Annotated in this window: 18 protein-coding genes; 8 read left to right on the forward strand and 10 right to left on the reverse strand. The window is 62.0% G+C overall.

Annotation, left to right across the window (positions count from 1 at the left end):
• The first annotated feature begins 45 nt into the window (after positions 1 to 45).
• The 3 genes from AC0R79_RS17975 to AC0R79_RS17985 are packed head-to-tail and all read left to right on the forward strand — an operon-like array spanning position 46 to position 5,509.
• A complete protein-coding gene (locus AC0R79_RS17975; RefSeq protein ID WP_127798394.1) occupies positions 46 to 1,290 on the forward strand; it encodes an exonuclease SbcCD subunit D C-terminal domain-containing protein in 1,245 nt (414 codons plus the stop codon).
• A complete protein-coding gene (locus tag AC0R79_RS17980) occupies positions 1,287 to 4,928 on the forward strand; it encodes an AAA family ATPase (RefSeq protein ID WP_474731004.1) in 3,642 nt (1,213 codons plus the stop codon). Before AC0R79_RS17975 ends, AC0R79_RS17980 begins: the two co-directional genes overlap by 4 nt.
• Complete coding sequence (locus tag AC0R79_RS17985) at positions 4,925 to 5,509, forward strand: glutathione S-transferase (protein ID WP_375747310.1); 585 nt, start codon at positions 4,925 to 4,927, stop codon at positions 5,507 to 5,509. The genes AC0R79_RS17980 and AC0R79_RS17985 overlap by 4 nt, the downstream gene beginning before the upstream one ends.
• Before the next feature lie 5 nt (positions 5,510 to 5,514).
• On the opposite strand, the gene AC0R79_RS17990 is transcribed toward AC0R79_RS17985, so the two are convergent.
• From AC0R79_RS17990 to AC0R79_RS18025, 8 genes are all read right to left on the reverse strand, one after another.
• Positions 5,515 to 5,772 carry a hypothetical protein gene (locus tag AC0R79_RS17990; protein ID WP_085603086.1) on the reverse strand — a complete coding sequence of 86 codons (258 nt, stop codon included), beginning with the start codon at positions 5,770 to 5,772 and terminating at the stop codon, positions 5,515 to 5,517.
• The gene (locus AC0R79_RS17995; protein ID WP_085746241.1) at positions 5,769 to 5,981 is read right to left on the reverse strand and encodes a hypothetical protein; all 213 of its coding nucleotides are present in this window, start codon (positions 5,979 to 5,981) and stop codon (positions 5,769 to 5,771) included. Before AC0R79_RS17995 ends, AC0R79_RS17990 begins: the two co-directional genes overlap by 4 nt.
• 255 nt (positions 5,982 to 6,236) lie before the next feature.
• Positions 6,237 to 6,416 carry a hypothetical protein gene (locus AC0R79_RS18000; RefSeq protein WP_007941320.1) on the reverse strand — a complete coding sequence of 60 codons (180 nt, stop codon included), beginning with the start codon at positions 6,414 to 6,416 and terminating at the stop codon, positions 6,237 to 6,239.
• A gap of 156 nt (positions 6,417 to 6,572) precedes the next feature.
• Positions 6,573 to 7,748: a lactonase family protein gene (locus AC0R79_RS18005; RefSeq protein WP_085603082.1), complete on the reverse strand. Its 1,176-nt coding sequence runs from the start codon at positions 7,746 to 7,748 to the stop codon at positions 6,573 to 6,575.
• Positions 7,745 to 8,053: a DUF5629 family protein gene (locus tag AC0R79_RS18010; RefSeq protein WP_085605117.1), complete on the reverse strand. Its 309-nt coding sequence runs from the start codon at positions 8,051 to 8,053 to the stop codon at positions 7,745 to 7,747. The genes AC0R79_RS18005 and AC0R79_RS18010 overlap by 4 nt, the downstream gene beginning before the upstream one ends.
• A 229-nt stretch (positions 8,054 to 8,282) precedes the next feature.
• Positions 8,283 to 9,863, reverse strand: coding sequence for an aldehyde dehydrogenase (NADP(+)) (locus AC0R79_RS18015; RefSeq protein WP_474731010.1), 1,581 nt, complete (start codon positions 9,861 to 9,863; stop codon positions 8,283 to 8,285).
• 9 nt (positions 9,864 to 9,872) lie between these two features.
• Positions 9,873 to 10,865: an AraD1 family protein gene (araD1, locus tag AC0R79_RS18020; RefSeq protein ID WP_127798399.1), complete on the reverse strand. Its 993-nt coding sequence runs from the start codon at positions 10,863 to 10,865 to the stop codon at positions 9,873 to 9,875.
• A 22-nt stretch (positions 10,866 to 10,887) separates the two neighbouring features.
• Positions 10,888 to 12,210: an MFS transporter gene (locus AC0R79_RS18025; RefSeq protein ID WP_007957417.1), complete on the reverse strand. Its 1,323-nt coding sequence runs from the start codon at positions 12,208 to 12,210 to the stop codon at positions 10,888 to 10,890.
• 193 nt (positions 12,211 to 12,403) lie between these two features.
• Between AC0R79_RS18025 and AC0R79_RS18030 the strand changes: the two genes are divergently transcribed.
• Both AC0R79_RS18030 and AC0R79_RS18035 read left to right on the forward strand, forming a co-directional pair.
• Positions 12,404 to 14,140, forward strand: a complete 1,737-nt coding sequence (locus AC0R79_RS18030; RefSeq protein WP_258711873.1) for an IlvD/Edd family dehydratase — start codon at positions 12,404 to 12,406, stop codon at positions 14,138 to 14,140.
• A gap of 214 nt (positions 14,141 to 14,354) precedes the next feature.
• The gene (locus tag AC0R79_RS18035; RefSeq protein WP_007957415.1) at positions 14,355 to 15,074 is read left to right on the forward strand and encodes a FadR/GntR family transcriptional regulator; all 720 of its coding nucleotides are present in this window, start codon (positions 14,355 to 14,357) and stop codon (positions 15,072 to 15,074) included.
• Positions 15,075 to 15,158: 84 nt separating this feature from the next.
• Here AC0R79_RS18035 and AC0R79_RS18040 read toward each other — a convergent pair whose 3' ends face one another.
• Both AC0R79_RS18040 and AC0R79_RS18045 read right to left on the reverse strand, forming a co-directional pair.
• A complete protein-coding gene (locus AC0R79_RS18040; protein WP_007957414.1) occupies positions 15,159 to 17,543 on the reverse strand; it encodes an efflux RND transporter permease subunit in 2,385 nt (794 codons plus the stop codon).
• Positions 17,544 to 17,571: 28 nt separating this feature from the next.
• Positions 17,572 to 18,600: a WD40/YVTN/BNR-like repeat-containing protein gene (locus AC0R79_RS18045; protein ID WP_127798401.1), complete on the reverse strand. Its 1,029-nt coding sequence runs from the start codon at positions 18,598 to 18,600 to the stop codon at positions 17,572 to 17,574.
• A gap of 325 nt (positions 18,601 to 18,925) precedes the next feature.
• On the opposite strand from AC0R79_RS18045, the gene AC0R79_RS18050 reads away from it, so the two are divergent.
• From AC0R79_RS18050 to AC0R79_RS18060, 3 genes are read left to right on the forward strand one after another with little or no spacing between them, the layout of a single operon-like run.
• Positions 18,926 to 19,516: an amino acid synthesis family protein gene (locus tag AC0R79_RS18050; protein WP_127798403.1), complete on the forward strand. Its 591-nt coding sequence runs from the start codon at positions 18,926 to 18,928 to the stop codon at positions 19,514 to 19,516.
• Between the two features lie 33 nt (positions 19,517 to 19,549).
• Complete coding sequence (locus AC0R79_RS18055) at positions 19,550 to 20,383, forward strand: alpha/beta fold hydrolase (RefSeq protein WP_273897386.1); 834 nt, start codon at positions 19,550 to 19,552, stop codon at positions 20,381 to 20,383.
• Complete coding sequence (locus AC0R79_RS18060) at positions 20,380 to 21,861, forward strand: aldehyde dehydrogenase (protein ID WP_474731016.1); 1,482 nt, start codon at positions 20,380 to 20,382, stop codon at positions 21,859 to 21,861. Before AC0R79_RS18055 ends, AC0R79_RS18060 begins: the two co-directional genes overlap by 4 nt.
• Positions 21,862 to 21,869 lie beyond the last annotated feature (8 nt).

The following is a 21,869-nucleotide window of genomic DNA, read 5'->3' on the forward strand; positions in this document are numbered from 1 at the left end:
CTCTCATCCCGGCGGCCATCACCTCTTTATATTGCGGAGTCAGCCTTGCGTCTGTTTCACACCTCCGACTGGCACCTTGGGCAGAACCTGCATGGCCAGGAGCGCGATTTCGAGCACGCCTGTTTTCTCGAGTGGCTGCTGCGCCAATTGAAGCTGGCGCAGCCGGACGTGCTGCTGATCGCCGGCGACATCTTCGACACGGTCAATCCGCCGGTCAAAGCCCAGGAACGCCTCTACGATTTCATCGTCAGCGCCCACGAACAACAGCCGTTGCTGACCATCGTGATGATCGCCGGCAACCACGATTCCGGTTCACGGATCGAATTGCCCGCGCCGTTGATGCGGCGTTTGCGCACCCATGCTCTGGGCCGGGTGTTGTGGCTGGATGACGGGCAGCTGGATGCAGAACGTCTTTTGTTGCCGCTGCCGAATGCGTCCGGCGAGATCGCCGCGTGGTGCCTGGCGTTGCCGTTCCTGCGGCCTGCCGAAGTGACCGGCGCGCATCTGGGCGACAACTATCTGCGCGGCATCGGTCAGGTGCATGAATGGCTGATCGAAGCAGCCAACACCAAGCGCCAACCGGGCCAGGCGCTGGTCGCCATCAGCCACGCGCACATGGCCGGCGGCTCGGTGTCGGAAGACTCCGAGCGCAGCCTGATCATCGGCAACGCCGAAGCCCTGCCCGCCAGCCTGTTCGGGCCGAGCATCAGCTATGTCGCGCTCGGCCATTTGCACAAGCCGCAGAAGGTCAACGGTGAAGAACGGATTCGTTACAGCGGTTCGCCGATCCCGTTGTCGTTTTCGGAAATCAGTTATCAGCACCAGGTGCTCGACGTCGTTCTGGACGGCGAAACCCTGGTCAGCGTCGAGCCAATGCTGATCCCCCGCTCCGTCAATCTGCAGCGCCTCGGCCCTGCGCCGCTGGCGGAAATCCTGCTGCAACTGGCGGACCTGCCGAACATCGACCTGCTGGCCGAAACCCAGCGCCAGCCTTGGTTGGAAGTGCGGGTGCGCCTCGACGAGCCACAACCAGACTTGCGCCATCAGGTTGAAAGCGCGTTGCAAGGCAAAGCCGTACGACTGGTGCGGATCGCTGCCGAATACGCCGGCAACCGTGGCGCTGACGGCGCCGAAGACGGTAGCGCGCTGATCGAACTGGACCAGCTCACACCGCAGGAATTGTTCAGCCGCGCCTGGCTCGACAACTACGGCAGCGAGGTCGATGAGCAAACCCTCAAGGACTTCGCCGAGCTGCTGCAAGACGTACAGATGGAGGGCGAGCAGCCATGAAGATTCTCGCCATTCGTTTGAAGAACCTCGCTTCGCTGGCCGGCCCGTTCGAGATCGATTTCACCGCCGAACCGCTGGCCAGCGCTGGCCTGTTCGCCATCACCGGACCGACCGGCGCCGGCAAGAGTACTTTGCTCGATGCGCTGTGCCTGGCGTTGTTTGGCTCTGTGCCGCGTTTGAACAACACTAGCCGTGACGCCAAGGTGCCGGACGCCGACGGCGAAATCGCCACCGGCGACCCGCGCACCCTGCTGCGTCGTGGCACCGGCGAAGGTTTTGCCGAGGTGGATTTTGTCGGCGTCGATGGCCGTCGCTATCGCGCGCGCTGGGAAGCCAACCGCGCTCGGGAAAAGGCCGGCGGCAAGTTGCAGGCCAGCCGTCAGAGCCTGCGCGACATCGATCAGGATCAACTGCTCGCCAGCCAGAAAGGCGAGTACAAGACTCAGCTCGAAGCTGCGCTGGGCCTGAACTTCGAACAGTTCACTCGCGCCGTGCTGCTGGCCCAGAGCGAGTTCAGCGCCTTCCTCAAGGCCGACGACAACGACCGCAGCGAACTGCTGGAAAAACTCACCGACACCGCGCTCTACACCCGCCTCGGCCGGCGCGCATTCGACAAGACCAAAGAGGCCCGCGAAGCCCACAAGCAGTTGCAGGATCAAGCCACCGGCGTGACCCCGCTGGCCCCCGAGGCTCGCGCGGAACTGGACGAGCGCTTCAATGCCGCCCAGCAACAACTCAAGTTGCAGCAGGCGCAGCTCAAGCAAATCGAGCAGCAGCACGACTGGCTCAAGGAACTGCTGCGGCTGCAAGACTCGCAACAAGCCGCCGCCGAACAACTGCGCAGCGCCGAGCACGAACAGGAGTCGCTGGCCGGTGAGCGTCTGAAGCTCACCCGCCTCGAACAACTCGCCCCGCAACGGCACCAGTTCGCCCGCAAAACCGAACTGGATGCACAGCTGACGCCGCTGGCGGAACAGATCAATGCGCACACCCGGCAACAAGGCGAACTGGCTGAGCGCCAGACGCGGCTGGAACAGGATCTCGCCACAGCGCAGATCGCTCTGACCCAGGCACAAACGCAGCAAAGCGAAAGCGCGCCGCTGTTGCGTCAGGCGTTCGAGGAGCAAAGCACCCTCGCCCGCCTCGCCAAGGATGTCGCGTCCGGCACCGAAGCGAAGCAAGCCGCTGAGCAAGCCTGCACTCAGGGCCAGAGCACGATTCAGGCCCTGCTCGATCAGCAAAAACAGGTCGCCGATCGCTTGCAGCGCATTGCCGCCGATCTTGAGCAAAGCGCTCACTTGGCACCGTTGAGCGAAGCGTGGAATGCCTATCGCGACCGCTTGCAGCAACTGATGCTGATCGGCAATCGGTTGAACAAGGGCCAAGGCGAACTCGCTTCCCTCGAAGAAAACGCCACCCGCGCCAGCGAAGCGCTCGCCACGCAAAAGCAGCAACTGGAAGTGCTGTTCAAGGAAGCTGGCGCCGAACCGGACGCGGTCGCCGAGCAGATCGGCATTCTCGGCACTCTGTTGCAGGACAACCGCAAACAACTGCGCGCTATCGAAGACCTGACGCGCCTGTGGGCCAGTCAGCAGGATCTGGACAAGCGCAGTGCCGAGCTGCAACAACGTCAGCTTGATGCGCAACAGGAGCGCGAGCGCCTGACCCAGGACGGGGTGAAAACCAAGTCCGAGCTGACCGTCGCCGAACAGACTCTTAGCGTCACCCGTGAACTGCTCGAGCGTCAGCGTCTGGCCCGCAGTGCCAGTGTCGAAGAGCTGCGCGCGCAGTTGCAGGACGACCAGCCATGCCCTGTCTGCGGCAGCAACGAGCACCCGTATCACCAGCCAGAGGCCCTGCTGCAAAGCCTCGGCCGTCACGATGAAAGCGAGCAGGCCAGCGCGCAGCAAGCGGTCGATCAGTTGAAAGAAAAACTGACCGAGCTACGTGCCAGTGTCGGTGGCGTGATTGCCCAACAGAAAGAGTTGCTGCAACAGCAGGAACAACTGGCGGCACAACAGCAAACGCTGACGCCAAGCATCAAGGCGCATCCGCTGGCGGCATCGTTGCTGAGTCAGGACAGTGACAAACGCGCTGCGTGGCTCACCCGCCAAAATGAACAGCTAAATCAAAGCATCACCCAGGACGAACAGCGCCAGACCGCCCTGCTCACGCTGCAACAGGATGCGGCGCGGCTGACCCAGCAATTGCGTCAGGCCGAGACGGCGCACCTGCAAGCGGACCAGCATCTAAGCAATCAGCAGCGCGAGCTGAGCGCTGACCGCCAGCGCCTGGACGAAGAACTGGCGGCCTTCGCCACCCTGCTGCCGAGCGACACCCTCGACGCCTTGCGCGCCGAACCGGCCGCGACCTTCATGCAGCTTGACCGGCAGATTGCCGAGCGTCTGGCGCAAGTCGATCAGCAGAAGGAAGAGCTGGCCGAACAGCAACAACGCCAGCAAACGCTAGAGAAAGAACAGGATCGCCAACAGGGCCGTGTGCAACAGCTGCAAAACGCTGAGCAGCAGCTCAACGCGCTGACCGAACAGCAACTCGCCAGCCAGCACAAGCTTGCGAAATTACTGGGCGAGCACACCTGCGCCGAGCATTGGCAGCAGCAACTGGAACAGGCGGTAGAACAGGCGCGTAACGCCGAATCCACGACGACTCAGGCGCTGCAAGACGCGCGTACGCAGCTCGTGCAAATCGCCGCCGAGCTCAAAGCGCAGCAAGAGCGTCTGCAAGCGCTGAAAACCGAAGACCGCGATCTGGCCGGCAAGATTGCCGACTGGCGCGCTCGCCATCCGGAACTGGATGACGGCGGCCTCGAAGACTTGTTGCGGGTCGATGACGCGCAAGTCGATGAACTGCGCCAGCGCTTGCAGCGCAACGAAAAAGCCGTTGAGCAGGCCAAGGTGTTGTTGCAGGAACGCGATCAGCGCCTGCTCGATCATCAGGCTCAACACAACGGCAATCTGGATGCCGAACAACTCGCCAGCGCCCTCGCCGACCTGCAAAACCAGTGCACGGCCAGCGAACAACAATGCGCCGAACTGCGCGCCGAGCAGGCCGAAGACCAGCGCCGCCAGAACGCCAATCAGGCGCTGGCGCAGCAGATCGCCGACGCCTATGCCGAGTATCAGCGCTGGGCGCGGCTCAATGCGCTGATCGGCTCGGCCACCGGCGATACCTTCCGCAAGATCGCCCAGGCCTACAACCTCGACCTGCTGGTGCACCACGCCAACGTGCAGCTGCGACAACTGGTCAAGCGTTATCGCCTCAAGCGTGGCGGCAGCATGCTCGGCCTGCTGGTGATGGACACCGAAATGGGCGACGAACTGCGTTCGGTGCATTCGCTGTCCGGCGGCGAAACCTTCCTCGTGTCGCTGGCCCTCGCGCTGGGTCTGGCCTCGATGGCGTCGAGCACATTGAAGATCGAATCACTGTTCATCGACGAAGGCTTCGGCAGCCTCGATCCGGAATCCCTGCAACTGGCGATGGACGCCCTCGACGGCTTGCAGGCGCAGGGCCGCAAGGTCGCGGTGATTTCCCACGTGCAGGAAATGCACGAGCGGATTCCGGTGCAGATTCAGGTACAGCGCCAGGGCAACGGTCTGAGCACACTGGAGGTGAAATGAACACGCTGTATTCCTTCCGCCGCTGCCCGTACGCGATGCGGGCGCGGATGGCCCTGCGTTATTCGGGTGTGCCGGTGGAGATCGTCGAAGTCAGCCTGAAAGCCAAACCGGCCCAGATGCTGGCGATCTCGCCCAAGGGCACGGTGCCGGTGCTGGATGCGGGCGGTCAGGTGATCGATGAAAGCCTGGAGATCATGCGCTGGGCGCTGGCGCAGAACGATCCGGATGACTGGTTGCTGGGTGGCGATTCAAGGATCGCCGAGTTGATCGAAGCCAACGATCAAGTGTTCAAGGTTCACTTGAATCGCTACAAGTACGCCGAGCGTTATCCGGAACAACCGATGGAGGTTTATCGGGCGGAAGGTGCGTTGTTCTTGCAGCAGCTCGATGAGTTGCTCGAAGGACGCGATTACTTGCTGGCCAATCATCCGAGCCTGGCCGATATCGCGTTGCTGCCTTTCGTTCGCCAGTTCGCCCATGTCGATCGTGACTGGTTTGCGCAGACGCCTTACGTGCGGTTGCAGGCCTGGTTGCAGCGGTTTCTGGAGTCGGAGCTGTTCACCGGCATCATGAAGAAGTAAGCGCGTTACGCCAGCACTTCACACATGCCGATGGCCGAGCAATCCACTTCGAACGGGCCGAGAAAACCGCTGGGGGTTTTCACCGGCGGATTGCCGGCCAGCAGCCCCAGCGCATTGGCCCGTTCGATGTTGTGAGCGATGCTGTGGTTGGCCTCTATGGCCCGGGCCAGTCCGCCGACTGAACCCTGGCCGAATCCCAACAGGGAAGCGCCGTTGGTCATGAACGCCAGTCCGGCGATGACCCAGAGTCTGTAGCCTTTCATGCTCCGCCGACTCCCGCGAGTTCAGCTGAATCCACCGTCGCGTTTTGCGAGCGGAGTTCAAACTGGATGCCGGGATGGGCGACGTCGATCGGTGCTTCGAAGCTGTGTTGCGACTGCGACGCCAGACTGACAAACAGCACCATGACCAGGTACAGACCGATGGCCACGTAGGCGCCGCGTTTGGCGGAAGTGATGATTGAACTGGCCATGATGTGTGCTCCGTGGACAATGTTTCGAGGTCCACAGAATCGATCAAAAAAGCCGGGGTAACCACTCAGGGTTTTCCATAGTAACCATCAGCTTCGTTGATTATTTAGCCGGCGTATCTCGCCGTTTGAAAATAGCTATCGCCGGTCATTACGCAGGCAAAAAACTGCCCAAGGCTGCGATCTTTTGATTTTGCTTTTTGAGAAACAAGATCAAAGGATCGCAGCCTTGGGCAGTTCCAGGGCGTGACGGAAATTTCAGTGTTGAGCTTTGTGATCCAGCGCGGCGTAGAAGTTGGCGCTTTGTTGCAGGTATTTCTGGGTGTAGCTCTGGGTGTGGGATTTTTTGTCGCTGATTTCAACGTTGGCGCTGGCAGGCAGGGCCACGGTGGCGGAGATGGCGGAAGCGGCAATCACGGAGAAGAGATTGAAGTTCATGGCGGTAACCCTCGTGTTCAGTTGGCTTGCTTGCCCGGTTGGGCCGTGAAGCAAACTTAACGCTCGAGGGTTGATCGCTTGAAATGCTTTGCAACATTACCTGTTATCAGCAGGATTAATACAACGCTTCAGGCCCCGTAGACCGGGGCCTGCGGCTTATTGACGCACGAGAAACTTCAGATCGCTCGGGGCGTCCATCGGCAGTTTTTGCACGGTTTTGCCCAGCAGACCGGTCTTGCCGTCGCGCTCGACCACGACAATCTGGTTGCTCTTCTGGTTGGCGATCAGCAGGAATTTGCCGCTTGGATCGAGGCTGAACTCACGCGGGTGATCGCCTTCCACCGAACGTCGTTGCAGCTCCTTGAGCTGGCCGCTGGCCGGGTCGATGGCGAACACCAGCAACTGATTGGCGGTGCCACGGTTGCTGACGTAGAGGAATTTGCCGTCGGCGGACGCGTGCAGCGCGGCGGCAGCCTTGTCCGAAGTCGGCTGGCCGGCAGCCAGATCGACCATTTGCGTCTGGGTCAGCACGCCGTCCTTGTAGTCGAATACCGCGACCTGAGCGCTCATTTCCATGGTCAGCCAGGCATGTTTGCCGTCAGCGCTGAACAGCAGATGACGCGGGCCGCTGCCGGCTGGCAGTTGCACCGACGCGGTTTTCGCCGGGGTCAGCGGCAGGTCCGGGTTGGCTTTCGGGTCGAATTGGTAGATGAAGACTTTGTCGGCGCCCAGGTCATTGGAGAACACGTAACGACCGTCCGGCGAGGACACCGTCGAGTGCACGTGGTTCGAGGCCTGACGCTCGGGATTGACCCGGCTCGCCGGGTGCGCGCTCATCTGCACCACCGGTTTGAGCTTGCCGTCACTGCCCACCGGCAATACCGCGAGGGTGCCACCCGGATCTTCAACCACCGAGTAGTTGCTGACGAACAGATGGCTGGCGTCGCCGCTGAGGCTCGAATGGGTCGGCTCGTTGCCCAGGCTCTGGACCTGATTGATCAGGGTCAGCGCGTGGGTCTTCGGATCGATGGAATAACTGCTGACGCGGCCGACCGGATCTGTCTGGCCAGGACCGTTTTCATTGACCACGAACACCCGGTGCTGATCCTTGGACAGGGTCAGCCACGACGGGTTTTCGCTCTTGATCACTTGCAGCGGCTTGGCGTCGATCTGGCCGGTGGCGCTGTCGAAGTTCATCCGGTAGATGCCTTCGCTGGTGCCGGCGGTGTAGGAGCCGACCAGCAACTGGAAGCTTTCGGCCGAGGCGCTGGAAAGGCCCATCGCGCCAACGCTGCCGGCCATCAACAATGGCCAGAATTTACGCATGTTCATTCGGTTTCATCCTCGTCGTCGGCGCTGCTGAGTACATCGCCGAGGCAGACCAGACGGTGTTCGCCAACGGTTTTGGTGTCGCTGGAAAAACCGACGATCAGCCAGCTCTGCAGATCTTCATCAAACGTCGCCGCTGCCACCTGCGCCGGGGTGAACTCCCAATGCTTGGCTGCCCGGCCATCGATGCATTCGATGTGCAGGTTGTCGTCTTCGTCGAGGGCGAATTCGAAAGCGTGCAGGCCGTCGATTTCGACCATACCGCAGTGTTCGAGGGCGTTGAGAAGGGTGTCGGTTACGGCAGTCATGGCAATCATGTCTTTCAGGGGGAAAGGGCCAATGATAGCTCAAAGCAGCCGCCGAGCTCCCGCCCTGATCGCTCCAACGCTCCAGCTCTTGATCGTTCCCACGCTCTGCGTGGGAATGCAGCCCGGGACGCTCCGCGTCCCTTCCAGAGCTGGAACGCGGAGCGTCCCTCGAGGCATTCCCACGCGGACGGTTCGACGCCTCGACGTGGGAACGATCATGTGGCGTGAGTTAGAGGGCGTCGCGCGATGGTTTGCCGTCGACCAGCCGCTGAATGCGCAGCGGGTTGGCGTTTTTCAGCGGTTCCGGCAGCAGGCTGTCGGGGTAGTTCTGGAAGCACACCGGACGCAGGAAACGATCGATCGCCAACGTACCCACCGAGGTGCCGCGGGCATCGGACGTCGCCGGATACGGCCCGCCGTGAACCATCGAATCACAGACTTCGACACCGGTCGGATAACCATTGAGCAGGATTCGCCCGACCTTCTGCTCCAGCAAAGGCGTCAGCTCCGGGAAGCGTTCGAAATCCGCCTGCTCGCCGATGATTGTCGCCGTCAGTTGTCCATGCAGGCCCTGCAACGCCGCGCTCAGCTGCGCCTTGTCGGCCACTTCGACGATCACCGTGGTCGGGCCGAACACTTCTTCCTGCAGCACTTCATCGCCATCGATCAGCAGGCTGACTTCCGCCTTGAACAACTGCGGCTGCGCCTGATTGCCCTGTTGCGAATTGCCCGCCAGATGCTCGATGCCGGCGTGCGCCAGGAGTTTTTCCAGGCCCTTGCCGTAGCTGCCCAGCGTGCCGGCATTGAGCATGGTTTGCGCCGGTTGATCACCGATCAGCGCCGCGACTTGCTCAACGAATGCCGTGAATTGTGGCGAGCGGATGCCGATCACCAGACCCGGGTTGGTACAGAACTGACCGCAGCCTTGCACTACCGATGCGGTCAGATCGCGGGCGACGATTTCCGAACGCTCGACCAGTGCCTGAGGCAACACAATCACCGGGTTGATGCTCGACATCTCGGCGAACACCGGGATCGGCTGAGGGCGCGCGGCGGCCATGTCACACAGCGCCCGTCCGCCCCGCAGCGAACCAGTAAAACCAACCGCCTGAATGGCCGGATGCTTGACCAGCCATTCGCCGACGCCACCACCGTAGATCATGTTGAACACACCGGCCGGCATCGCGGTTTTTTCTGCTGCACGGATCAGCGCATCGGCGACCAGCTCAGCGGTGGCCATGTGGCCGCTGTGGGCCTTGAACACCACCGGGCAACCGGCCGCCAGCGCCGATGCGGTATCGCCGCCGGCAGTGGAGAATGCCAGCGGAAAGTTGCTCGCGCCGAACACTGCCACCGGCCCCAGGCCGATGCGGTACTGACGCAGATCCGGACGTGGCAGCGGCTGACGATCCGGCAACGGCAGGTCGATGCGCGCACCGTAGAAATCGCCGCGCCGCAGGACTTTGGCGAACAAGCGCATCTGGCCGCTGGTGCGCCCTCTTTCACCTTGAATCCGCCCGGCCGGCAGTGCGGTTTCGCGGCAGACTACGGCGACGAAATCATCGCCCAGTGCGTCCAGCTCATCGGCAATCGCATCGAGAAACTGCGCGCGGCGTTCGGCGCTGAGGCTGCGATACGCCGGATATGCCGCCGCAGCGGCCTTGGCGGCGGCGTCTACTTCCGCTTCCGTGGCCTGAATGAAGTCGTGAGGCAGTGCCTCGCCCGTGGTGGCGTCGACGCTTTGCAGCTTGACGTCGCCCGCCGCGCTGCGACGGCCGCCGATGTAGTTGTGACCGAGAATCTGAGTCATGGGATCTCCTTAAAGGGTGCCGATGCTGTCCGGTTCGAATGCCGCTGCGACCGGGGCGATGCCGTTGACCAGCGGGGCGCCGAATTCGGCCTGGCTGATTTCGAATACATCGCCGGGCTGAGTGCGAATGCCATCGGCGAACGACAGGGTCGCGGTGCCGAAGAAGTGAATGTGCACGTCACCGGGACGCAGGAACTGGCTGTACTTGAAGTGGTGGTATTCGAGGTTCGCCAGGCTGTGGCACATGTTGGCCTCGCCGCTGAGGAACTCGTTCTGCCACAGCACTTCGCCGTCGCGCAGGATGCGGCTGGTGCCCGCCAGGTGTTGAGGCAATTCACCCGTGCGAAGTTCCGGGCCGTAGCTGCAACTGCGCAGTTTCGAGTGGGCCAGGTACAGGTAGTTCTTGCGCTCCATGACGTGATCGGAGAACTCGTTGCCCACCGCAAAACCGAGGCGATACGGCTTGCCGTTGTGGCCGATAATGTAGAGGCCGGCCATTTCCGGTTCCTCGCCGGCGTCTTCGGCAAACGGCGGCAGCGGGAACGGCTGACCGGGGCGCACGACGATGCTGCCGTCGCCCTTGTAGAACCATTCCGGCTGCACGCCGGCCTGCCCCGCCGCCGGTTTTCCGCCCTCCACGCCCCACTTGAAGATGCGCATGGTGTCGGTCATCGCCGCTTCATCGCCAGCCTGCTGGTGCATCTTGTCCCGGGCCGAGGCGCTGCCGAGGTGCGTGAGGCCGGTGCCGCTGACCAGCAGGTGCGCCGGGTCTGGGTGGTCCAACGGCGGCAGGATGCGCAGTTTGGCGAGCAATTCGGCGTAATCGTGACTGATGCCCAGGCCGAGGGTTTGTACTTGCTGCGCGAGGGTGCTACCGGCCTCGATCGCGGCCAGGGCCAGATCGCGAACCGTGCGCGCATCCTGCACTTCACGCACCAGACCGTCCTCGACCACCCCGACACGGCGCTCGCCGCTACTCAATTCGAATTGAACCAGATGCATGATGTTCTCCTGTTAAAACAAATCAGGTGCGTGTCGCACCGCGTGCGCTCGCTGCAAATTGCTCGACTGGCAGCACATGCTTGCGCTCCAGCAAGCGATAGACGACGCCCGTCAGAATCAGCCCGAACACCATCACGCCGGACAGGAAGTACAGGCCCGAAGCGAGGTTGCCGGTGTATTCCTTCAGCGCGCCGATCACGAACGGGCCGATGTAGCCACCGAGGTTGCCCACCGAGTTGATCAAGGCAATCCCGGCCGCCGCGCTGGCGCCGGCAAAGAACCGCCCCGGCAAAGTCCAGAACACCGCCGTGCAGGAAAACAGCGCGAACGCCACCAGACACAACGCCGCCAGTTGCGCCACCGGCAACGACAGCCACGCGCTGAGGAACAGGCCGATCGCGCCCAGCACATAAAGCACCGCCAAATGGCCGTAGCGATCATTCAGACGGTCGGAACTGCGCGGAATGATCAGCAGGCCGATGATCCCGAAAATGTACGGCACCGATGACACGAAACCGGTCACCAGATCGCTGCCGCCAAACTGTTTGATCAACGTCGGCAGCCACAGGCCCAGGCCATAAATGCTCAGGGTCACCGGCAGGTAGAACAGCGCCAGCAGCAACACGCGTTTGTCTTTCAGCGCATGCAGCGGATTGCCGTGACGGGTCTGGCCGTATTCCTGCAAGTCCTTTTTCAGCTCGCCGGTCAGCCAGTCCTTCTCGGCCTGGTCCATCCATTTCACTTGCTGCGGGCCGTCCGGCAGCCAGCGCAATACCGGCCAGGTCAGCAGGATCGCCGGGGTGCCGATGACGATGAACAGCCACTGCCAGCCATGCAGGCCGAGGATGCCGTCCATGCCCAGCAGGCCGCCGGACACGGGGCCGGTGATCATCATCGCGATGGGTTGGGAAAGGATGAACAGTCCGAGGATCTTGCCGCGATGGCGCACCGGGAACCATTGGGTGATGTAGTACAGAACGCCGGGAAAGAACCCCGCCTCCGCCGCGCCGAGCAGAAAGCGCATCACGTAGAAACTGTGCGGGCCCTGGACGAAGGCCATGCCGATGGTGATCGCGCCCCAGGTGATCATGATCCGCGCGAACCAGCGCCGCGCGCCGAAGCGTTCGAGCATCAGGTTGCTGGGGATTTCAAACAGAAAGTAGCCGATGAAAAACAGCCCGGCGCCGAGGCCGTAGGCGGCATCGCCGATACCGATGTCGGCGCCCATGTGCAGCTTGGCGAAGCCGACGGCGGAGCGATCCACATAGGCGATCAGGTACAGCAGGATCAGGAAGGGAATCAGTTTCAGCGTGATGCGCCGGACAAGCCGCAGTTCCTGGCTCATGAGATCGGTCTCCGATTGTTGTTTTTATGGAACCTCGGGGGACGCCTCTCGCGGAAAATCGCCAGGGCCATCCCTCCGTCGAAATCGACTATATAGTAATACTAATTACGCAACAACACTTCCAAACCGTCGATTTTGCGCTTATGTTTAGCCGAGGCTCGCAAACAATAGTCTTACAATAAGAGAATCGATCATGTCTGATAAGAAACCCACCCTGCGCTCCGCCCAATGGTTTGGCACGGCCGACAAGAACGGCTTCATGTACCGCAGCTGGATGAAGAATCAGGGCATCGCCGACCATCAGTTCCACGGCAAGCCGATCATCGGCATCTGCAACACCTGGTCGGAACTGACCCCGTGCAACGCGCACTTCCGCCAGATCGCGGAGCACGTCAAACGCGGGGTGATCGAGGCTGGTGGTTTTCCGGTGGAATTTCCGGTGTTCTCCAACGGCGAATCGAACCTGCGCCCGACCGCCATGCTCACCCGCAACCTGGCGAGCATGGACGTCGAGGAAGCGATTCGCGGCAACCCGATTGACGGCGTGGTGCTGCTGACCGGTTGCGACAAGACCACCCCGGCCCTGCTGATGGGCGCGGCCAGTTGCGACGTGCCGGCGATTGTCGTCACCGGCGGGCCGATGCTCAACGGCAAGCACAAGGGCAAGGACATCGGTTCCGGCACCGTGGTCTGGCAGCTCAGCGAGCAGGTCAAGGCCGGCACCATCACGATTGACGATTTCCTCGCGGCCGAGGGCGGCATGTCCCGCTCGGCCGGCACCTGCAACACCATGGGCACCGCGTCGACCATGGCCTGCATGGCCGAAGCACTGGGCACTTCCCTGCCGCACAACGCGGCGATTCCGGCAGTGGATGCGCGGCGTTATGTGTTGGCGCACATGTCCGGCATGCGCGCGGTAGAGATGGTTCGTGAGGATCTGAAACTGTCGAAGATCCTGACCAAGGAAGCCTTCGAAAACGCGATCCGGGTCAACGCGGCCATTGGCGGTTCGACCAACGCGGTAATCCACCTCAAAGCCATCGCCGGACGCATCGGCGTCGAGCTGGATCTGGACGACTGGACGCGCATCGGTCGCGGCATGCCGACCATCGTCGACCTGCAACCGTCCGGGCGTTTCCTGATGGAGGAGTTCTACTACGCGGGCGGTTTGCCGGCCGTGCTGCGACGTCTCGGCGAGGCCAATCTGATTCCGAATCCGAACGCGTTGACCGTCAACGGCAAATCCATTGGCGAGAACACCAAGGACGCGCCGATCTACGGTGAAGACGAAGTGATCCGCACCCTCGACAATCCGATCCGCGCCGACGGCGGCATCTGCGTGTTGCGCGGTAACCTGGCGCCACTGGGCGCGGTGCTCAAGCCGTCAGCCGCCACGCCGGAACTGATGCAGCACCGTGGCCGTGCGGTCGTTTTCGAGAACTTCGACATGTACAAGGCGCGGATCAACGACCCGGAACTGGACGTCGATGAGAACTCGATTCTGGTGATGAAGAACTGCGGGCCGAAGGGTTATCCGGGCATGGCCGAAGTCGGCAACATGGGGCTGCCGGCCAAACTGCTGGCGCAGGGCGTGACCGACATGGTGCGTATTTCCGACGCGCGCATGAGCGGCACCGCTTACGGCACCGTTGTCTTGCATGTCGCCCCGGAAGCAGCGGCCGGCGGGCCTTTGGCGGCGGTGAAGGAAGGTGACTGGATCGAGCTGGACTGCGCCAGCGGGCGTTTGCATCTGGATATTCCGGACGCTGAACTGGCGGCGCGTATGGCGGATCTGCAACCGCCGCAGCAATTGTTGGTGGGTGGGTATCGTCAGCTGTATATCGACCATGTGCTGCAGGCGGATCAAGGTTGCGATTTCGACTTCCTGGTAGGTTGCCGAGGGGCTGAAGTTCCCCGCCATTCCCACTAACACCGCCGTCCCCTGCCCTGATCGTTCCCACGCTCTGCGTGGGAATGCAGCCTGGGACGCTCTGCGTCCCATTCGAGAACTGGAACGCAGAGCGTCCCTTCAGGCATTCCCACGCAGACGGTTCGACGTGGGAACGAGCATTGCCTCGCTCCAGATTACGCCGTGCCTGCTATGATGCGCGGCATCTCCATCGCTCAGGATCGCGCCACTCCCCATGGATTACCGCAAACCTTCCGACCGTAAAAGCATGCACTCGCGCATCGTCCAGGAACTGGGCATGCAGATTGTTTCCGGACGCTTTCTGCCCTGCGACAAGCTGCCCGCCGAAGCCTTGCTCTGCGAGGAATATGCGGTCAGCCGGCCGGTGTTGCGCGAAGCCACCCGAGTACTGGTCGCCAAGGGCCTGGTGTATTCGAAACCGCGCGTCGGCACCGTGGTCAAGCCACGCCGCGAATGGCACATGCTCGACCCGGACGTGCTGCACTGGCTGATGCAAAGCAGCCCGCAGAACGAGTTCTTCAACGTCCTGACCAGCGTGCGCAGCATCATAGAACCGGCCGCCGCCGCCCTCGCCGCCCAGCACGCCACCGATGCTGATATCGCGTCGATTGCCGAGGCTTACCAGCGCATGGAAGCGGCGCCGACGCCGGAAGCCTTGCTGCAACCGGATCTGGACTTTCACAGCCGAATTGCCGACGCGACTCACAACGATTTGCTGGCGAACCTGTGCAACATGCTGTCGGTGGCGATTGCCGAGGCGCTGAAGCATTCGAACCAGCGGCCGAATCTGCATGAACTGGCGTTGCCTCGGCACAAGGCGATTTTGACCGCGATCGAGAATCGGGATGCGTTGGGGGCGCGGCATGCGACGTTGGTGCAGTTGGATGATGCGCGCAGTGCGCTTAGCGTAGTGCTAGGCACCGAACTTTCTTAAGCCTTGAGACCGCTTGCCCTCACCGCAGGCATAAAAAAGCCGCAACCCTTCAAGGTTGCGGCTTTTTCATTTCAGCCAACCGGATCAGTGAGCAAACAACGAATTCCCCTTCTGCCCCGCCAGTTTCTCCGGCTTGATCAGGAACTTCGCCAGTGCCGGCAGCAGCCACAGCGCACCGAACATGTTCCACAACAACATGAAGGTCAGCATCAGGCCCATGTCGGCCTGGAACTTGATCGCCGAGAAGATCCAGGTGCACACGCCGATGGCCAGACACAGACCGGTGAACAGCACCGCTTTACCGGTGGATTTCAGGGTCTGGTAATAGGCTTCCTGCAACGGCAGGCCGGCACGCAGGAAACTTTCCAGACGGCTGTAGATGTAGATGCCGTAGTCGACGCCGATGCCCACGCCCAGCGCCACCACCGGCAGCGTCGCAACCTTCACGCCGATGCCCATGAACGCCATCAGCGCGTTACCCAGCACCGAGGTCAGCACCAGCGGCAGCACGATGCACAGGGTCGCCGCCCACGAGCGGAAGGTGATCATGCACATGACCGCCACGCAGATGTACACCAGGATCAGGATGGTCAGCTCGGACTTCTTGATCACCTCGTTGGTGGCCGCTTCGATGCCAGCGTTACCGGCGGCAAGGATGAATTCCAGGCCTTCCTTGTTATTTTCCTTGGCGAAGTCCTGCACCGCATGTACCGCGCGATCCAGGGTTTCGGCCTTGTGGTCGTTGAGGAACACCAGCACCGGCGCCAGCGAGCAACTGTTGTTGTACAGGCCATCGGCCCGGGCGATGGAGTTGTTCAGCACGTCCGGGTTGCGTGACAGGGTTTCCCATTTCAGGTTGCCCTCGTTCATACCCTTGATCATCTGCTTGGACACGGTCACCAGCGAGATTGCCGACTGCACGCCCTCGGTGTTCTGCATCTTCCACATCAGCTCGTCGATCGGCGCCATGGCTTCATAGCGCGAGCAGCCTTCGGACTTGGTCTTGACCATCACCACCAGCACGTCAGAACTGGTCGAGTAGTTGCTGATGATGAAGTTGTTGTCCTTGTTGTAGCGCGAGTCCGGACGCAGTTCCGGCGCGCCCTGGTCGAGGTCGCCGATCTTCAGGTTCTGGCTGTACCAGAGACCGCCGCCGAAGGCGACCAGCGCCAGAGCGATGGAGATCGGGGCGACTTTCGGGTTGGCGAAGTTCGACAGCAGGCGCCAGAACGGATGCTCGCGGTGCGCGTCCTTCTTGCTCTTGGCGATGGCGCGCTTGCTGATGCCGACATAGGAAATCGCCACCGGCAGCAGGATCAGGTTGGTGAACACGATCACCGCCACGCCGATGGAAGCCCCGATGGCCAGCTCGCGGATCACGCCGATGTCGATGATCAGCAGCGTGATGAAGCCGACGGCGTCCGCCAGAATCGCGATCATCCCCGGCAGGAACAGCTGACGGAATGTCCGCCGCGCGGCCGTCAACGCGTTGTCCGCCTCACCGGATTGCAGGGCGATACCGTTGATTTTCTGCACGCCGTGGGAAATGCCGATGGCGAAGATCAGGAACGGCACCAGCATCGAATACGGATCGAGGCCGAACCCGAAGAAGTGCATCAACCCGAGTTGCCAGACCACCGCCACCAGCGTGGTGCTCAACACCGCCACGGTGCTGCGCAGGCAGTTGGTGAACCACAGCAGCAGGATCAGGGTGATGACGAAAGCGATGCCGAAGAACATCACCACCATCACCAGACCGTCGATCAGGTCGCCGACCTTCTTGGCGAAGCCGACGATGTGGATCTTGACGTTGGGGTTCTGTGCTTCGAACTTGTTGCGGATCTTGTCTTCGAGCTCATGGGAGAACTGGCGATAGTCCAGCGCCAGCAGCTTGCCCTGGTCCTGCGGGTCCGGGTAGGACTCCAGCAGCGGGATGTCGACGATGCTCGACTTGAAGTCGTTGGCCACCAGACGCCCGACCTGACCGGACTTGAGCACGTTGTTGCGCAGCAGATCGAGGCTGTCCTGAGAGCCGTTGTAGCTCTGCGGGATCACTTCGCCGCCGGCAAAACCTTCCTCGGTCACTTCGGTCCAGCGCACGCTCGGGCTCCACAGCGACTTGAGGCCGGAACGGTCGACGCCGGAGATGTAGAACACCTCGTCGTTGATCTGACGCAGGGTCTCCATGTACTCCTTGGAGAAAATGTCGCCATCCTTCGCTTCCACCGAAATGCGCACGGTGTTGCCCAGGTTCGCCAGATCGTTGCGGTGCTCCATCATCTTTTCAATGAACGGATGCTTGAGCGGGATCATCTTTTCGAAACTGGTGGACGGGCGGATCAGCGTGGCCTGCCAGAACAGGAAAATGCTGACCAGCAGGCAGATCACGATCACTGCCGGGCGGTTGTTGAAGATCAGGCGCTCGAGAAACGTCGCCTTGTCCTGATGATGAGTGCTCAAGGAAGTCATAGCCCCGCCTTCTTATTATTGATTCGGCTCATTTGCCCAGCTCGGCGCCGTTCGCAGTAGTCACGCGAACGCCACCCTGTCCGCTCAGGATCAGATTGCCGTTGCCGGCGGCGGTGACCGACGACAGCGAGATGCGATCCGGACGGTTGAACACGCTGAAGGTTTCGCCGTTGTCGCTGCTGCTGACCACTGAGCCGCCGTTGCCGACGATGACGATGGAGCCGTCTTCGAGCAGCGTGGCGCCGGACAGGCCGAACTCCAGCGAACCGCGCGCAGCTTTCAGTTCGACCTGCTCCCAGGTGCTGCCGAAATCGGTGGAGCGGTAAAGGTTGCCGCGCAGACCGTAGGCCAGCAGGGTCTGCGGTTGCGCCGTACCGATCACGCCGAACAGCGAACCTTCGTACGGGCCTTCGAGTTTTTCCCAGGTCTGGCCCCAGTCGGCGGAGCGGAACATGCTGCCCGACTCACCGACGATGAACAGGCCGGCGTCTTTTACCGAAGCGATGGCGTTGAGGTGGAACTGGTCTTCGTTGTCGAGGCGATCGCTGACGTCTTCCCAGTGTTTGCCGCCGTCGGTGGTTTCCAGTAGCGCGCCATAGGCACCCACGGCCAGACCACTGTTGACGTCCTTGAACCAGACGTCGAGCAGCGGCGATTCGCGCTTGAGGTCTTCGAACTGTTTGGTCCAGGTCAGGCCGCCGTCTTCGCTGGCGAGAATCTGTGCGTCGTGGCCGACGGCCCAGCCGTGCTTGTCATCGACGAAATACACGGCGGTCAGCAACTGGCGGCTCGGCACCTTGGCCTGGGTCCAGGTCTTGCCCTGGTCGTCGGAATAGAGAATGTGCCCGCGATCACCAACCGCCACCAGCCGGGTTCCGGCGTGAACGACATCGAGCATCAGGCTTTTCGAGGCCTTGGCCGATTCGGTGGAATAGACCACGTCGGCAGGCGCTTCGGCGGCGAGAACCGGCGCCGACAATGTGGCAAAGCCCAGCAGAGAGAGTGCTGTGGCCAGCAACGCGGTATTGCGTAACGCCGGCGGGCGGCAACGACTCATAGACCTTCCCCTGTTTATTATTGTTGGTCATGGACCTTAAAGGGCGCCGCAAGGGTGCTCACGGTGACTGCCTGGTCACAAGCATAGTCCTGAAACCCGCCATCCAGAGCCCCTTCGGAAGCTGGCTCATCCTATCGGGCATTCGAAACGTCTGACAATCGGCGCAACGTTATCTTTTGTTAACCGAAAGGGACTACAGCGGCGGCTGAATACGCGGGCATTCGTCCGACTGATGGCAGGGATTCTTGCGAGGGGGACTTGCACGATCGGTATTATGGTATACCATCAGACGCACAGACACTCTTTATCCCCTACGGAGCAGCTCATGAGTTTCGAAATTCGCAAGATCGTCAGCTATGTCGAAGAAACCTTCATCGAAGGCGGCAAGGCGTCCGACACCCCGGTGACCATGGTCGGCCTGGCCGTCGTGATGAAGAACCCGTGGGTCGGCAACGGCTTTGTCGAAGACCTAAAGCCGCAGATCCGCGCCAATTGCTCCGATCTCGGCGCAATGATGGTCGAGCGTCTGGTGGGCATCATCGGCGGTGCCGGGAAGATCGAGGCCTACGGCAAAGCCGCAGTGGTTGGCGCCGATGGCGAAATCGAGCACGCGTCGGCGGTGATCCACACCCTGCGCTTCGGCAATCACTACCGCGAAGCGGTCAAGGCCAAGAGTTACCTGAGCTTCACCAACAAGCGCGGCGGTCCGGGCACTTCGATTCAGATCCCGATGATGCACAAGGACGACGAAGGCCTGCGCTCGCACTACATCACCCTGGAAATGCAGATCGAAGACGCCCCGCGCGCCGACGAAATCGTCGTGGTGCTCGGTTGCGCCGACGGTGGTCGCCTGCACCCGCGCATCGGCAACCGCTACATCGATCTGGAAGAACTGGCCGCCGAAAAAGCCCAGTAATCACAATAAAAAAAGGCATTGCAGGAGCGCTCCATGATTCGGCTCACCGCTGAACTCACCCCGGCCGGCACCAGTTATCTGGCGACCGGCCAAGGCCAACCCGTGGTGTTGATCCACGGCGTGGGCCTGAACAAAGAAATGTGGGGCGGCCAGATTGTTGGCCTGGCCACGCAATACCGGGTGATCGCCTACGACATGCTCGGCCATGGCGCAAGCCCGCGACCGGCCAGCGGCACCGCCCTGCTCGGTTACGCCGATCAGTTGCTGGAGCTGCTCGATCACCTGCAATTGCCCGAGGCATCGGTGATCGGTTTCTCCATGGGCGGACTGGTAGCACGGGCCTTTGCCCTGCATTACCCGGACCGCCTGAAAAGCCTGGTGGTGCTCAACAGCGTGTTCAACCGCAGCGAAGAGCAGCGCGCCGGCGTCATCGCCCGCACCGCGCAAGCAGCCGAGCACGGGCCGGACGCGAATGCCGAAGCGGCGCTGTCGCGCTGGTTCAGCCGTGAATACCAGGCGGCCAACCCGGCGCAAATCGCCGCGATCCGCCAGACCCTCGCCGGCAATGATCCGCAGGGTTACCTGACCACTTACGAACTGTTCGCCACCCAGGACATGTATCGCGCCGACGATCTGGGCAGCATCCAGGCGCCGACGCTGATCGCCACCGGCGAACTGGACCCCGGATCGACCCCGGAAATGGCCGAGCAACTGGCCGCGCGCATTCCCGGTGCGAAGGTTGCCGTGCTGCCCGAGCAACGGCATATGATGCCGGTAGAGTCGCCACGGCTGGTGAACCAGACGCTGCTGGAATTTCTCGACACCGCACACGCCCGACAAAACCATATAAAGGGGATCGTTGCATGACGCTCGCACGCTTCCAGATGTGCATCGGCGGAGAATGGGTCGACGCCCTCTCCGGCAAGACTTTCGAAAGCCTCAACCCGGCGCTGGCCGAACCCTGGGCCGAATTGCCCGACGCTGACGAAGCCGACGTCGAGCGCGCCGTGCAAGCCGCACAAACCGCTTTCGACAGCCCGGCATGGCGTGGTTTGACCGCCACCGCGCGCGGCAAACTGCTGCGTCGTCTCGGTGACCTGATCGCTGAAAACAAGGAACAACTGGCGCAGCTGGAAAGCCGAGACAACGGCAAACTGATCCGCGAAACCCGGGGTCAGGTCGGTTATCTGCCGGAGTTCTTCCACTACACCGCCGGCCTCGCCGACAAGCTCGAAGGCGGCACCCTGCCGCTGGATAAACCCGATCTGTTCGCCTACACCGTGCACGAAGCCATGGGCGTGGTCGCCGCGATCATTCCCTGGAACAGCCCGCTGTATCTGACCGCGATCAAACTGGCCCCGGCATTGGCGGCGGGCAACACCATCGTGATCAAGCCGTCGGAGCACGCCTCGGCGACCATTCTGGAACTGGCGCGCCTGGCCCTCGAAGCCGGGATCCCGCCGGGCGTGGTCAACGTCGTCACCGGTTACGGCCCGAGCACCGGCGCCGCCCTCACCCGTCATCCGCTGATCCGCAAGATCGCCTTCACCGGCGGCGCGGTCACGGCCCGGCATGTGGTGCGCAGCAGCGCCGAGAACTTCGCCAAGCTGTCGCTGGAACTGGGCGGCAAGTCGCCGAACATCATCTTTGCCGACGCCGATCTCGACAGCGCGATCAACGGGGCCATCGCCGGGATCTACGCGGCGTCTGGCCAGAGTTGCGTATCCGGTTCGCGACTGCTGGTACAGGATGAAATCTACGACGAATTCGTCAGCCGTTTGGTGGAGCGCGCCCAGCGCATCCGCATCGGCAACCCGCAGGACGACAGCAGCGAAATGGGCCCAATGGCCACCGCGCAGCAACTGGCGGTGGTGGAAGGTCTGGTGGCTGATGCCATCGCCGAAGGCGCGCGTCTGCGTCTGGGCGGCAAGCGGCCGAGCGGCGTCGGTGACGGCTGGTTCTACGAACCGACGTTGTTCGAATGCGACCGCAATTCGATGAAGATCATGCAGGAAGAAGTCTTCGGTCCGGTGGCCTCGGTGATCCGCTTCAGGGATGAAGCCGAAGCGCTGGCGATCGCCAACGACTCGCAGTTCGGTCTCGCCGCCGGCATCTGGACTCGCGACCTGGGCCGCGCCCATCGCCTGGCCCGGGACGTGCGTTCGGGGATCATCTGGGTCAACACCTACCGCGCCGTGTCGGCGATGGCACCGATCGGTGGCTTCAAGAACAGTGGCTATGGACGCGAAAGCGGCATCGATTCGGTGCTGGCCTACACCGAACTGAAAACGGTGTGGATCAACCTCTCCCAGGCGCCGATGCCTGATCCGTTTGTGATGCGTTAGGAGTCCTG

It is taken from the genome of Pseudomonas sp. HD57-3 (assembly GCF_056113135.1).

What these genes read in the sequence shown, in the direction of transcription:
- araD1 (WP_127798399.1), bottom strand. Translation starts at nt 10,865, where the DNA reads ATGCATCTGGTTCAATTCGAATTGAGTAGCGGCGAGCGCCGTGTCGGG.
- AC0R79_RS18050 (WP_127798403.1), top strand. Translation starts at nt 18,926, where the DNA reads ATGAGTTTCGAAATTCGCAAGATCGTCAGCTATGTCGAAGAAACCTTC.
- AC0R79_RS17985 (WP_375747310.1), top strand. Translation starts at nt 4,925, where the DNA reads ATGAACACGCTGTATTCCTTCCGCCGCTGCCCGTACGCGATGCGGGCG.
- AC0R79_RS18055 (WP_273897386.1), top strand. Translation starts at nt 19,550, where the DNA reads ATGATTCGGCTCACCGCTGAACTCACCCCGGCCGGCACCAGTTATCTG.
- AC0R79_RS18005 (WP_085603082.1), bottom strand. Translation starts at nt 7,748, where the DNA reads ATGAACATGCGTAAATTCTGGCCATTGTTGATGGCCGGCAGCGTTGGC.
- AC0R79_RS18000 (WP_007941320.1), bottom strand. Translation starts at nt 6,416, where the DNA reads ATGAACTTCAATCTCTTCTCCGTGATTGCCGCTTCCGCCATCTCCGCC.
- AC0R79_RS18010 (WP_085605117.1), bottom strand. Translation starts at nt 8,053, where the DNA reads ATGACTGCCGTAACCGACACCCTTCTCAACGCCCTCGAACACTGCGGT.
- AC0R79_RS18030 (WP_258711873.1), top strand. Translation starts at nt 12,404, where the DNA reads ATGTCTGATAAGAAACCCACCCTGCGCTCCGCCCAATGGTTTGGCACG.
- AC0R79_RS17980 (WP_474731004.1), top strand. Translation starts at nt 1,287, where the DNA reads ATGAAGATTCTCGCCATTCGTTTGAAGAACCTCGCTTCGCTGGCCGGC.
- AC0R79_RS18015 (WP_474731010.1), bottom strand. Translation starts at nt 9,863, where the DNA reads ATGACTCAGATTCTCGGTCACAACTACATCGGCGGCCGTCGCAGCGCG.
- AC0R79_RS17995 (WP_085746241.1), bottom strand. Translation starts at nt 5,981, where the DNA reads ATGGCCAGTTCAATCATCACTTCCGCCAAACGCGGCGCCTACGTGGCC.
- AC0R79_RS18025 (WP_007957417.1), bottom strand. Translation starts at nt 12,210, where the DNA reads ATGAGCCAGGAACTGCGGCTTGTCCGGCGCATCACGCTGAAACTGATT.
- AC0R79_RS18035 (WP_007957415.1), top strand. Translation starts at nt 14,355, where the DNA reads ATGGATTACCGCAAACCTTCCGACCGTAAAAGCATGCACTCGCGCATC.
- AC0R79_RS18040 (WP_007957414.1), bottom strand. Translation starts at nt 17,543, where the DNA reads ATGACTTCCTTGAGCACTCATCATCAGGACAAGGCGACGTTTCTCGAG.
- AC0R79_RS18045 (WP_127798401.1), bottom strand. Translation starts at nt 18,600, where the DNA reads ATGAGTCGTTGCCGCCCGCCGGCGTTACGCAATACCGCGTTGCTGGCC.
- AC0R79_RS18060 (WP_474731016.1), top strand. Translation starts at nt 20,380, where the DNA reads ATGACGCTCGCACGCTTCCAGATGTGCATCGGCGGAGAATGGGTCGAC.
- AC0R79_RS17990 (WP_085603086.1), bottom strand. Translation starts at nt 5,772, where the DNA reads ATGAAAGGCTACAGACTCTGGGTCATCGCCGGACTGGCGTTCATGACC.